The organism is Pseudomonas sp. PK-RTE-24 (genome assembly GCF_054052265.1).
This window is the reverse complement of sequence record NZ_CM133224.1, coordinates 5,443,970-5,456,876: the sequence shown is the minus strand read 5'-3', so window position 1 is coordinate 5,456,876 and position 12,907 is coordinate 5,443,970. Positions and strand designations below refer to the sequence as shown.

The 12,907-nt window shown below is 60.5% G+C and carries 10 protein-coding genes; 5 read left to right on the top strand and 5 right to left on the bottom strand.

The annotated features are described in order from the left end of the window. Positions 1-459: 459 nt before the first annotated feature. A complete protein-coding gene (locus tag ACV8MC_RS24440) occupies positions 460-1,200 on the bottom strand; it encodes a phosphoadenylyl-sulfate reductase (protein ID WP_041479156.1) in 741 nt (246 codons plus the stop codon). A 165-nt stretch (positions 1,201-1,365) separates the two neighbouring features. On the opposite strand from ACV8MC_RS24440, the gene thrH reads away from it, so the two are divergent. Beyond that, on the top strand, positions 1,366-1,983 hold the full coding sequence (gene thrH / locus ACV8MC_RS24435) for a bifunctional phosphoserine phosphatase/homoserine phosphotransferase ThrH (protein ID WP_457263839.1): 618 nt from the start codon (positions 1,366-1,368) through the stop codon (positions 1,981-1,983). A 94-nt stretch (positions 1,984-2,077) separates the two neighbouring features. On the opposite strand, the gene pabB is transcribed toward thrH, so the two are convergent. The 4 genes from pabB to rloA form a co-directional block, all read right to left on the bottom strand. Then, positions 2,078-3,421 (bottom strand): aminodeoxychorismate synthase component I, encoded by a 1,344-nt coding sequence (gene pabB / locus ACV8MC_RS24430; RefSeq protein ID WP_457263837.1) that lies wholly within the window; start codon positions 3,419-3,421, stop codon positions 2,078-2,080. Between the two features lie 303 nt (positions 3,422-3,724). Further along, positions 3,725-4,711, bottom strand: coding sequence for an alpha-L-glutamate ligase-like protein (locus tag ACV8MC_RS24425; RefSeq protein ID WP_056784132.1), 987 nt, complete (start codon positions 4,709-4,711; stop codon positions 3,725-3,727). Continuing rightward, entirely contained in the window at positions 4,711-6,246 is a 1,536-nt protein-coding gene (gene rloB / locus ACV8MC_RS24420; RefSeq protein ID WP_024012295.1) for an osmotic stress tolerance membrane protein RloB, read from the bottom strand. The genes ACV8MC_RS24425 and rloB overlap by 1 nt, the downstream gene beginning before the upstream one ends. Positions 6,247-6,251: 5 nt before the next feature. Then, entirely contained in the window at positions 6,252-6,788 is a 537-nt protein-coding gene (gene rloA / locus ACV8MC_RS24415) for a retropepsin-like aspartic peptidase RloA (protein WP_041479149.1), read from the bottom strand. A gap of 404 nt (positions 6,789-7,192) precedes the next feature. Here rloA and ACV8MC_RS24410 point away from each other — a divergent pair, with 404 nt between their 5' ends. From ACV8MC_RS24410 to acnD, 4 genes are all read left to right on the top strand, one after another. Further along, entirely contained in the window at positions 7,193-7,915 is a 723-nt protein-coding gene (locus tag ACV8MC_RS24410) for a GntR family transcriptional regulator (RefSeq protein WP_177180867.1), read from the top strand. Next, positions 7,912-8,805: a methylisocitrate lyase gene (gene prpB, locus ACV8MC_RS24405; protein WP_024012298.1), complete on the top strand. Its 894-nt coding sequence runs from the start codon at positions 7,912-7,914 to the stop codon at positions 8,803-8,805. Before ACV8MC_RS24410 ends, prpB begins: the two co-directional genes overlap by 4 nt. A gap of 138 nt (positions 8,806-8,943) precedes the next feature. Beyond that, on the top strand, positions 8,944-10,071 hold the full coding sequence (prpC, locus tag ACV8MC_RS24400; RefSeq protein ID WP_252869074.1) for a bifunctional 2-methylcitrate synthase/citrate synthase: 1,128 nt from the start codon (positions 8,944-8,946) through the stop codon (positions 10,069-10,071). Positions 10,072-10,269: 198 nt separating this feature from the next. Beyond that, on the top strand, positions 10,270-12,864 hold the full coding sequence (acnD, locus tag ACV8MC_RS24395; RefSeq protein WP_457263834.1) for a Fe/S-dependent 2-methylisocitrate dehydratase AcnD: 2,595 nt from the start codon (positions 10,270-10,272) through the stop codon (positions 12,862-12,864). Positions 12,865-12,907: the final 43 nt, after the last annotated feature.

The following is a 12,907-nucleotide window of genomic DNA, read 5'->3' as shown; positions in this document are numbered from 1 at the left end:
CGGGATAGGGCGCTTCAGGCTTGCGGATCGAAAGTGTGCATGTTTTGCAGTTTTGTATACAAAACATGTATGCGATAAAGCCAGATTTATGCCAGTTATGAATCTATGGGCAGCCACGTTCATTTCGAATAGTTATCGATGCAGCATAAGTCGCTGAAAAACCGGCGATATAAATTGATCGATTGGACAGGAATTTTTTTCAGGGGAGGGAGTTTGCAGAGGGGCTAGCAGATGGGGATTCTGCTGGGGAGTGTAACTTTTCAGGGCGTCAGAACTGAAAGTGCACACATAAATGGCACCGATGGTGACAACCTTGTGTACACCTTTTGCGTGCCTGGCACATATCAATGTGGGAGCGAGCCTGCTCGCGAATGCGGTGGATCAGGCAACTGAAACGTTGACTGGAACTGCGCTTTCGCGAGCAGGCTCGCTCCCACAGGTCTTTCTATAAATGGGGGATCAGACCTTGCTCTTGCTGATGATATTCCCCGCATGCAACCCGCATTCTTTCTGCGTGGCTTCTTCCCACCACCAGCGGCCTTCACGCTCGTGCTGGTTCGGCAGCACCGGGCGGGTGCAGGGTTCGCAGCCGATGCTGATGAAGCCGCGTTCGTGCAGGCTGTTGTAGGGCAGTTCGAGCATGCGGATGTAACCCCAGATCTCCTCGCTGGTCATCTGCGCCAACGGGTTGAACTTGTACAGGGTGCGTTCCGGTGTCGAGAACGCCGTGTCGATTTCCAGCACCGCCACAGCGCTGCGGGTGCCCGGGCTCTGGTCGCGGCGCTGGCCGGTGGCCCAGGCTTTGACGTCGGACAGCTTACGGCGCAGCGGCTCGATCTTGCGGATACCGCAGCATTCGCCGTGGCCGTCCTTGTAGAAACTGAACAGGCCTTTTTCCTTCACGAACGGTTCGAGTTTCGTGTAGTCCGGCGAGACGATTTCAATATCGATCTTGTAGTGCTCGCGCACCTGCTCGATGAAACGGTAAGTCTCCGGATGCAGGCGGCCGGTGTCGAGGCTGAAGACTTTGACGTTCTTGTTCAGCTTCCACGCCATGTCCACCAGCACCACGTCCTCGGCGCCGCTGAAAGATATCCACAAGTCATCGCCGAACTCGGCGAAGGCGAGCTTGAGGATGTCCTGGGCGGATTTGTTGGCATAGGTCGTGGCGAGTTCCACGACGTCGAACGTTGGGCTCATCAGGTCGGCTTCCTACAGGTCAGTGGCGCTCGGGCGCTCTATAGGGGGCCGATGGTAACAAAAAGCTGCCGCGGCCGGGGCGTCCTCTGCGTTGCGCGCCTCGGGTGCAGACGCTAGAGTTCGGCCTCGCTTGACTCAAATAATCACTATAAACGGGAGTGTCTTGTGGAAATTGCTTGCCTGGATCTTGAAGGGGTACTGGTACCGGAAATCTGGATCGCCTTCGCCGAAAAAACCGGAATCGACGCCCTCAAGGCCACCACCCGGGACATTCCCGATTACGACGTATTGATGAAGCAGCGTTTGCGCATCCTCGACGAGCACGGCCTCAAGCTCTCGGATATTCAGGAAGTGATCGCCACGCTCAAACCGCTGGACGGCGCGGTGGAGTTCGTCAACTGGCTGCGCGAGCGCTTTCAGGTGGTGATTCTCTCGGACACCTTTTATGAGTTTTCACAGCCACTGATGCGCCAGCTGGGCTTCCCGACTCTGTTTTGCCATCGCTTGATCACTGACGAAAGCGGGCGGGTGACCAGCTATCAACTGCGCCAGAAAGATCCCAAGCGTCAGTCGGTGCTGGCGTTCAAGAGCCTGTACTACCGGGTGATCGCGGCGGGGGATTCATACAACGACACGACCATGCTCGGCGAGGCGGACGCGGGGATTCTGTTTCACGCGCCGGATAACGTGATTCGCGAGTTTCCGCAGTTTCCGGCGGTGCATACGTTTGAAGAGCTGAAGCAGGAATTTCTCAAGGCCTCTAATAGAGAGTTGAGTTTGTAGTTGTCTGGAAGGATGCCTTCGCGAGCAGGCTCGCTCCCACATTTGGAATGCATTTCCCTGTGGGAGCGAGCCTGCTCGCGAAGCTTTTAAGTTTTTAGAGGTTTTGCAGGGTATCGAGCAGGATCCGCACTTTGGTCATCGACTCCTGATACTCCGCCTGCCAGTCCGAATCGGCGACGATCCCGCCGCCGCCCCAGCAGCACATCTGGCCATCCTTGACCAACAGACTGCGAATAGCGATGGAGCTGTCCATCTCACCGCGCACGTCCAGGTACAGCAACGATCCGCAATACAAACCGCGCCGGGTTGGCTCCAGCTCGTCGATGATCTGCATCGCCCGTATCTTCGGTGCGCCGGTGATCGAGCCGCCGGGGAAGCTGCCAGCGATCAGGTCCAGCGCATCACGATCCGTCGCCAATTCACCGGTCACGCTGCTGACCAGATGATGCACATTCGGATAGCTCTCCAGGCTGAACAACTCCGGCACCCGCACCGAGCCGATGCGGCAGGTGCGCCCGAGGTCGTTGCGCAGCAGGTCGACGATCATCAGGTTTTCCGCGCGATCCTTGGGGCTGGCTAGCAGTTCGGCGGCGTTGGCAGCGTCTTCGGCTGGAGTCAGGCCGCGTGGGCGAGTGCCTTTGATCGGTCGGGTTTCGACTTGGCGCTGGCTGACTCTGACGAAACGTTCCGGTGACAGGCTCAGCACCGCGCCGCCGTCGGGCAGGCTCTGGAAGCCGGAGAACGGCGTCGGGCAGGCCTGACGCAAAGCGCAGTAAGCCAGCCACGGATCGCCCTGGCATTGCGCGCGGAAGCGTTGCGCGAAGTTGACCTGATAGCAGTCGCCGGCCTGGATGTATTCCTGAATGCGTTCGAACGCCTGACGGTAATCGTCGGCCGAAATATCAGCGGCCATCGGGGCGCTCAGTTTGAAGGGAGCCATCGCGTCAACTTGCGGCTGAGTGAACAGCGCGACCAATCGCTGCCGTTCACTGTCGACAAGCGAAGGATGAAAGACCAGTTGGCTGGTTTGCCCGTGGTGATCGCTGATCAGCGCCCAGTCGTACAGGCCAAAACGCGCATCGGGCAGTTGCAGGTCATCCAGTGCCTGACTCGGCAGGTTTTCCAGATGCCGGCCGAAGTCGTAGCTCAAATAACCGATCAGTCCGCCGGCGAACGGCAATTGGTACCCGGCAGGCAATTGTGCTTCGCCCAAGCGGCTGAGATTGTCACGCAGGCGCTGGAGGAAATGCGCGCCGCTCTCGTCCGGCAACACCGCCAGTTGTTCCAGCGGCCAAGCGCTGAGCAAGTCATAACGGCCGCGTTCAGCGCTCGGCCGGCCGCTGTCGAGCAGCACGGCGCCGGGTGCGTTGCGAATGGCCGCGAAATAGTCGGCCGGATTGGCGCGGTAGGGCAGTGGGTGTACGGAGCAGGTCAGCATGGGCGGGGCAGATCGGCCGTTGAGGCGGGGTGGGGATTGTAGTCCTCTGCGCTGCCAGATCAAAGTCAAAAGCCTCCCCCTCACCCCAACCCTCTCCCCCAAGGGGGCGAGGGGGAAAGGGAGCAGATCGGGGGCTTTTCAAAACTTGGGTTCGGCTCGATATCTTGGGGGAGGGAGCCGATCTTCATGCTTTTCAAAGCTTGAGTTCGACTCAAGACGTTCAGGTCGGCGTACCTCCAACATCCACCTCGGTCAGTCCCCTCTCCCTTTGGGAGAGGGTTAGGGTGAGGGGCTCTTGAGCTTTTAGCCTTCGACAGCTGGAATATGCCCAAACATCTCCTGGGTAAACGCCACCCGCTCTTCAACCGACTCCGTCACGCCCCGCGCCTTCAGCTCTTCCAGCCGCGCTTCAACCGCGTGGGTACGCAAGGTCAGGCCGCAATCGTTGGCGATCTGAATGTTCAGCCCCGGCCGCGCATTCAGCTCGAGGATCAGCGGGCCTTTTTCCTGATCGAGCACCATGTCCACGCCGATATAACCCAGCCCACACAACTCATAGCAGCCGGCGGCGAGTTTCATGAAACCGTCCCAGTAGGGCAGTTGCACGCCATCCACCGCGTTGGTGGTGTCGGGGTGTTTGGTGATGATGTTGTTCAGCCAGGTGCCGCGCAGCGTAAGGCCGGTGGCCAGATCGACGCCGACGCCAATGGCGCCCTGGTGCAGGTTGGCCTTGCCGCCGGACTGGCGGGTCGGCAGACGCAACATCGCCATCACCGGGTAACCCATCAGCACGATGATGCGGATGTCCGGCACGCCTTCGTAGCTGATGCTTTTGAAGATCTGATCCGGGGTCACACGGTATTCGATCAGCGCGCGGTCGCGGTGGCCGCCCAGCGAGTACAGGCCGGTGAGGATGCTGGAGATGTGATGTTCCAGCTCCTCGTGGGCGAGGATCTTGCCCGACACCGTGCGATAACGGCCTTCGAAGCGGTCGGCGATGACGATGATGCCGTCGCCACCCGCGCCCTGCGCCGGTTTGATCACGAAGTCGCTGCGCCCGCCGATGATCTCGTCGAGCTTGTCGATTTCCTTCTCGGTGGAGATCACCCCGTACAGCTCCGGCACATGAATGCCGGCGGCGATGGCGCGTTCCTTGGTCAGGATCTTGTCATCGACGATCGGGTACAGGCTGCGCTTGTTGTACTTGAGCACGTAGTCCGCGTTTCGGCGGTTGATGCCCATGATGCCGCGCGCCTCGAGGGCCTTCCAGGTCTTCCAGAAACCGAACATCAGGCGTCAGCCTTCTTCAGGAAGGCCTTGAAACGTACCAGTTCGGTCAGGCGGTAGCCGCGATAGCGACCCATCGCCAGCATGAAACCGACCAGAATCAGCAGGATCGCCGGGAAGGTAAACACGAAGTACACCAGCTCCGGCACGGTCATGATCAGGTGTGCGAGAGAGGCGGCGAACAGCGTGCCGATGGCGACTTTCAGCGCATGGTTGGCGCCGCGTTCTTCCCAGGTGATCGACAGACGTTCGATGGTCATGGTCAGAATCACCATCGGGAACAGCGCCACCGACAAGCCACGCTCAAGCCCCAGCTTGTGGCTGAACAGACTGATCGCCGCAATCAACACCACCACGAACGTCAGCACCACCGACAGGCGCGGCAGCATTTGCAGCTTCAGATGTTCGAGATACGAGCGCAATGACAGGCCCAGCGCGGTGATCACTGTGAACAGCAGGATGCCGAAGCCCAGCTGCGTTTCGCGGAAGGCCAGGGCGATCAGCACCGGGGTGAATGTGCCGAGGGTCTGCAGGCCGACCAGGTTGCGCAGGATCAGGATCACCAGCACGCCGATCGGGATCATCACCATGATCATGAAGGTCTGCTGGGTCTGCAGCGGCAAGCCGTACAGCGAATAATCGAGGAAGTTGGCGTCAGTGTTTTCGTCGGTCAGCTTGGCCAGACGAATCGCGTTCATCTCGCTGTTGTTCAGGCTGAAGGTCACGTTGGCTTTCTTGCCGCCGTCGACGGTGATCAGGTTTTCGTCACCGGTCCACCACAGCAGGCGATCGGTCGGCAGGCCTTGCTCACCGGTTTCCGGGTTGAAGTACAGCCAGTCGTTGCCGTTGAAGCTGCGCAGCCACAGTTCGGGAGTCTGAGGCTGATCGGCGACGAGGCGGATGGTGTGGACTTTTTCTACCGGAACGTGGGCAATCGACAGCAGCAGTTCGACGATCTTGGCTTTGTGCGAAGTCGACGGATCGCCGGCCAGCAGCAATTTGACGTTGTCGTCATTCACGTTGTTGACGCGCTTGATCGCCTCGCCAATAAAGGTTTCGACGTCGGCCGAATGTTGGCGGATCGGCGCGAGCAGGGCTTCGGCGGCGATCTTTTCCGGGCCTTCGATGACCATGCTGTCACGGAAGGTCGGGCCTTTGACCTTGGATTTTTCCGCGGTGTAGCGCTTGGTCAGCACCAGACGGTAATACAGCGTCTGGTTGCCCTTGGCGCGACGGGCCGACCAGGTCACCTTGCGGTTGCCGTCGATGCGGTTCACCGCGACGCCGTAGTTATTGGAGATGAAGCTTTCGTTGAGACTGACGTAATCGCGGCTCAACGGCGGCACGAACATCTGGATCTTTACCGGATCCTTGGTGCTGGCGACGAACTCGACCTTGGCGTCGATGTTCCACAGGTCGTCGGTGGCGTCTTCGGTCACCGGGATGCCGAGCACGAAAATCTGATAGGCCGTAACCGAAACGCCCAGCAGCACCAGCACGGCGATCAGGATTTTCAGGTGGAAGGTTAGAGAACGCATGGAAATTACTCGGCGGTATGAGCGGCGATGGTGCAGGCAGGTTTGCCGGCAGCGTATTTAAGACTGGGGTCGACCAGCGCGTCGAAGCGTTTCAGCGCCTCGGAGCCGATCAAAAGCGGGTATTGGAACGCACTTCGGTCGGTGAGGTTCACTTCGATGCTGCGCAATGCCGAACCCATGCAGATATCCAGCTCGATCACCGGACGGGCGGTGTACTGCTTGCCTTCTTCCGGATCGTAGTCGCCGGCGCGGCGCTTGATCTTGCTGACTCGCGCCAGCGGCCGTTCGATGGGGTGTGAATGCGCGGTGTCGATGGCCAGGTAGAAACGTACCCAGGACTCACCGTTGCGTTTGAAGCGTTTGATGTCGCGGGCGCTCAGCGAGGCGGTTTTCGCCCCGGTGTCGAGTTTGGCCGCGACTTCGAGATTGATGCCGTCAAGCGAAGCGTATTCGTTGAGGCCATACACGGTTTTTTCCCCCGCGGCGGCGAGGCCGGGCAGGCAAAACAGAGCAAAAAAGGTGGGGAAAGGCTTGAGTCTCATAAATCCTGGTGCGCAGCGTTCCGTTATCGGTTCAGGTGCCCGCGCAACCGTGCGCAAGCCCCCGCGTGTGCCTGGCAGCTTTTTATGGCAAGCCGTACTAAAGACCCGCAAATGCGGGCGGCATTCTAGCACGGTGGTTTTATGGCGCCAGCGCTTGCGCCGACCCAAAACCTGCAAGGGGTGCCACCCTTGTGGGAGCGAGCCTGCTCGCGAATGCGCTGTGTCATTCGATGCAGAAGCCGACTGACCTGCCGCCTTCGCGAGCAGGCTCGCTCCCACAGTAATAGATGAACGATTGGCAGCGGTTATTAGACGATTGTCGACAATACCTATTTATCCTTTGACTCATCTGGCCAGATTGGCTAGTTTTTGCCGCATTGGATTTAAAGGTGTCGACAATCATGCTGGATCAACTCGATCCCCCGGTCATCAGTGGCGACGATTCCGAGACGCTGTCGGAAAACGTCTTCCGGCGTATCCAGGCCGCAATCGTCAAAGGCGAAATCGCCCCGGGCAGCAAGATCTCCGAGCCGGAGCTGGCGCGCACCTATGGCATCAGCCGAGGTCCGCTGCGTGAGGCGATCCATCGTCTGGAAGGCCAGCGCCTGCTGGTGCGCGTGCCGCACGTCGGTGCGCGGGTGGTCTCGCTCAGCCATGCCGAATTGATCGAACTCTACGAAATCCGTGAATCCCTCGAAGGCATGGCCTGCCGCCTCGCCGCCGAGCGCATGAGTGTCGAGGAAATCGACGAACTGCGCCGGGTCCTGGAAACCCACGAGCGCGATGCGGCGTTTCAGGCCGGCGTCGGTTATTACCAGCAGGAAGGCGATTTCGACTTTCATTACCGGATCATCCAGGGCAGCGGCAATCGCACGCTGACGCAGATGCTCTGCGGCGAGCTGTATCAATTGGTGCGCATGTACCGCATCCAGTTTTCCACCACGCCGAATCGCCCGCACCAGGCCTTCGCCGAACACCACCGCATTCTCGATGCCATCGCCGACCGTGACGGCGAACTCGCGGAATTGTTGATGCGCCGCCACATCGGCGCCTCGAAACGCAACATCGCCCGTCACTACGAGGACGGCGCCCACAACAAGACAGCCACTGAACGAGGTGATGCATGACTTCCAACCTGAACACGCCGGGCCAGCGCTTCCGCGATGCGGTCGCCAGCGAGCATCCTTTGCAAGTGGTCGGCGCGATCAACGCCAACCACGCGCTGCTGGCCAAACGCGCCGGTTTCAAGGCGATCTACCTGTCCGGTGGCGGTGTAGCCGCAGGTTCTCTGGGCGTGCCGGACCTGGGCATCACCGGGCTGGACGACGTGCTCACCGACGTGCGCCGCATCACCGATGTCTGCGACCTGCCGCTGCTGGTGGATGTCGACACCGGTTTCGGCTCGTCGGCGTTCAACGTCGCGCGTACGGTCAAGTCGATGATCAAGTTCGGCGCGGCGGCGATTCACATCGAGGACCAGGTTGGCGCCAAGCGCTGCGGCCATCGCCCCAATAAAGAAATCGTCAGCCAGCAGGAAATGGTCGATCGCATCAAAGCCGCCGTCGATGCCCGTACCGATGACAGCTTCGTGATCATGGCGCGTACCGACGCACTGGCGGTGGAAGGTCTGGAGTCGGCACTCGATCGTGCGGCGGCGTGCATCGAGGCCGGCGCTGACATGATTTTCCCTGAGGCGATTACCGAGCTGGACATGTACAAGCTGTTCGCCAACCGCGTGAAAGCGCCGATCCTGGCCAACATCACCGAGTTCGGCGCAACGCCGCTGTACACCACCGAACAACTGGCCGGCGCCGACGTTTCTCTGGTGCTGTATCCGCTGTCGGCATTCCGCGCGATGAACAAGGCGGCGGAAAATGTCTACACGGCGATCCGCCGCGATGGCACGCAACAGAATGTAATCGACACCATGCAGACTCGCATGGAGCTCTACGATCGTATCGATTACCACACGTTCGAGCAGAAGCTCGATGCGTTGTTTGCACAGAAGAAAGGCTGAACAAAACCCTGTGGGAGCGAGCCTGCTCGCGAAGACGGACTGACATCCAACATTGATGTCGACTGATCCAGCGCTTTCGCGAGCAGGCTCGCTCCCACAAGTTTTCCCCATACAAATTCAAGAAGATTGGAGAACACAATGGCCGAAGCAAAAGTACTCAGTGGCGCCGGGCTCCGTGGCCAGGTAGCCGGGCAAACCGCACTGTCCACCGTGGGCCAGGCCGGAGCCGGGCTGACCTATCGCGGCTACGACGTGCGTGAACTGGCCGCCGACGCGCAATTTGAAGAAGTCGCGTATCTGCTGCTGTACGGCGAACTGCCGACCAAAGCGCAACTGGCCGACTATCAAAGCAAACTTAGCAAGCTGCGCGACCTGCCGCAGGCGCTCAAGGAAGTGCTTGAGCGCATTCCGGCTGACGCGCATCCGATGGACGTCATGCGTACCGGTTGCTCATTCCTCGGCAACATCGAACCGGAGAAGGACTTCGCCGAACAGCGCGACAAGACCGACCGCCTGCTCGCCGCTTTCCCGGCGATCATGTGCTACTGGTATCGCTTCAGCCACGACGGCAAGCGCATCGACTGCGTCAGCGACGAGCCGACCATTGGCGGCCACTTCCTGCATTTGCTGCACGGCAAGAAACCGAGCGAACTGCACGTCAAAGTCATGAACGTGTCGCTGATCCTCTACGCCGAGCACGAATTCAATGCCTCGACCTTCACCGCACGGGTTTGCGCCTCGACCCTTTCCGATCTGTATTCCTGCGTAACAGCGGCAATCGGTTCGCTGCGCGGTCCATTGCACGGCGGCGCCAACGAAGCGGCGATGGAAATGATCGAGCGCTTCTCGTCGCCGGAAGAGGCGATCAAAGGCACCCTCGGCATGCTCGAGCGCAAGGACAAAATCATGGGCTTCGGCCACGCGATCTATAAGGACAGCGACCCGCGCAACGAGGTGATCAAGGGCTGGGCGAAAAAACTCGCGGACGAGGTCGGCGACAAGGTGCTGTTCCCGGTTTCCGAGGCCATCGACAAGACCATGTGGGAGCAGAAGAAACTGTTCCCGAATGCCGACTTCTATCACGCCTCGGCTTACCACTTCATGGGCATCCCGACCAAGCTGTTCACGCCGATCTTCGTCTGCTCGCGCCTGACCGGCTGGGCCGCGCACGTGTTCGAACAACGCGCCAACAACCGCATCATCCGCCCAAGCGCCGAGTACACCGGCGTCGAACAGCGCAAGTTCGTGCCAATCGAACGTCGCTGAAATGGTGGGCTGACCCGGAACCAGAGAACACCGCTAGACCCTGTGGGAGCGAGCCTGCTCGCGAAGACGGACTGACATTCAACATTGATGTCGACTGATATACCGCTTTCGCGAGCAGGCTCGCTCCCATAGTGGACGGTGTGTAACTCAGGTTTCTGGCCCACCCTTTGCAACCACCGTGACCCGAGTCCTGACCCGATGAACACAGAATTCCGCAAGAACCTGCCCGGCACGCCGCTGGATTACTTCGACACCCGCGCGGCGGTCGAGGCGATTGCACCCGGCAGCTACGACACCCTGCCGTACACCTCCCGCGTGCTGGCGGAAAACCTCGTGCGTCGCTGCGACCCGGCCACGCTTACCGATTCGCTCAAGCAACTGATCGAACGCAAGCGCGACCTCGATTTTCCGTGGTTCCCGGCGCGGGTGGTCTGCCATGACATCCTCGGCCAGACCGCGCTGGTCGACCTCGCCGGTCTGCGTGACGCCATCGCTTTGCAGGGTGGTGACCCGGCGCAGGTCAACCCGGTGGTGCCGACGCAATTGATCGTCGACCACTCGCTGGCCGTCGAGGCGGGCGGTTTCGATGCCCAGGCCTTCGAGAAGAACCGCGCCATCGAAGATCGCCGCAACGAAGACCGTTTCCACTTCATCAACTGGACCAAAAAGGCCTTCAAGAACGTCGATGTGATCCCGCCGGGCAACGGCATCATGCACCAGATCAACCTGGAGAAAATGTCCCCGGTGATTCAGGTGCGCGAAGGCGTGGCGTTCCCCGACACTTGCGTCGGCACCGACAGCCACACGCCGCACGTCGATGCGCTGGGTGTGATTGCCATCGGCGTCGGCGGCCTCGAAGCCGAGAGCGTGATGCTCGGTCGCGCGTCGTGGATGCGCCTGCCGGAAAGCGTTGGCGTCGAACTGACCGGCAAGTTGCAACCGGGCATCACCGCCACCGACATGGTCCTGGCCCTGACCGAATACCTGCGCAAACAGAAAGTCGTTGGTGCCTGGCTGGAGTTCTTCGGTGAAGGTGCAGCAGCGCTGACCCTCGGCGACCGCGCGACCATCTCCAACATGGCCCCGGAATACGGCGCCACGGCGGCGATGTTCTACATCGACCAGCAGACCATCGATTACCTGAAACTGACCGGTCGTGAAGACCAGCAAGTGCAACTGGTCGAGCAATACGCCAAGTTGACCGGCCTCTGGGCTGACAGCCTGAAAGGCGCGCAATACGAGCGCGGCCTGACTTTTGATCTGTCCTCGGTGGTGCGCAACATGGCCGGCCCGAGCAACCCGCACGCCCGCGTCGCGGTATCGGATCTGGCGGCCAAAGGCATCTCCGGCCAGTGGGATGACGTGCCGGGGCAAATGCCCGACGGCGCCGTGATCATCGCCGCCATCACCAGCTGCACCAACACCAGCAACCCACGCAACGTCATCGCCGCCGGCCTGTTGGCGCGCAATGCCAACAAGCTCGGCCTGACCCGCAAGCCGTGGGTCAAATCCTCGCTGGCGCCCGGTTCGAAAACCGTGGCGCTGTACCTCGATGAAGCGGGGCTGACCACTGAGCTGGAACAGCTCGGTTTCGGCGTTGTGGCATTTGCCTGCACCACTTGCAACGGCATGTCCGGCGCCCTCGATCCGCTGATCCAGCAAGAGATCATCGACCGCGATCTGTACGCAACCGCAGTGCTTTCCGGCAACCGCAACTTCGACGGCCGCATTCACCCGTACGCCAAACAGGCATTCCTTGCTTCGCCGCCGCTGGTGGTTGCCTACGCGATCGCCGGGACCATCCGTTTCGATATCGAGAAGGATGTGCTGGGCGTGGTCGATGGCCGGGAAATCCGCCTCAAGGACATCTGGCCGAGCGACGAAGAAATCGATGCGGTGGTGAAGTCGTCGGTCAAGCCCGAGCAGTTCCGTCAGGTCTACATTCCGATGTTCGCCGTGCATGAAGACACCGGGCCGAAAGTCGCGCCGTTGTACGACTGGCGCGAAATGAGCACCTACATTCGCCGTCCGCCGTACTGGGAAGGCGCACTGGCCGGCGCCCGTCCGTTGAAGGGCATGCGCCCGCTGGCGGTGCTGCCGGACAACATCACCACTGATCACCTGTCGCCATCGAACGCGATCATGCTCGACAGCGCCGCCGGCGAATACCTGGCGAAAATGGGCCTGCCGGAAGAGGACTTCAACTCCTACGCCACCCACCGTGGCGACCACCTGACCGCACAGCGCGCGACGTTCGCCAATCCGAAGCTGTTCAACGAAATGGTCGTGGAAAACGGCAAGGTCAAGCAGGGTTCGCTGGCGCGTGTCGAGCCGGAAGGCCAGGTCATGCGCATGTGGGAAGCCATCGAAAGCTACATGCAGCGCAAGCAGCCGCTGATCATCATCGCTGGCGCTGACTACGGCCAGGGTTCGTCCCGCGACTGGGCGGCGAAAGGCGTGCGCCTGGCCGGCGTCGAGGCGATTGCCGCTGAAGGTTTCGAGCGCATTCACCGCACCAACCTGGTGGGCATGGGCGTGTTGCCGCTGGAATTCAAACCCGGCACCAACCGCCACACCCTGGCCATCGACGGCAGCGAAACCTACGACGTGATCGGCGAACGCAAACCGCGTGCGGATCTGACGCTGGTGATCAATCGCAAGAATGGCGAGCGCGTTGAAGTGCCGGTGACCTGCCGTCTCGATACCGCTGAAGAAGTGTCGATCTACGAGGCCGGCGGCGTGTTGCAGCGCTTCGCGCAGGACTTCCTCGAAGGCTCGGCGGTCGCCGTTTAAATCAACGTGTGGGCATGGGATTTCAAGTCCCATGCCTTCGGTA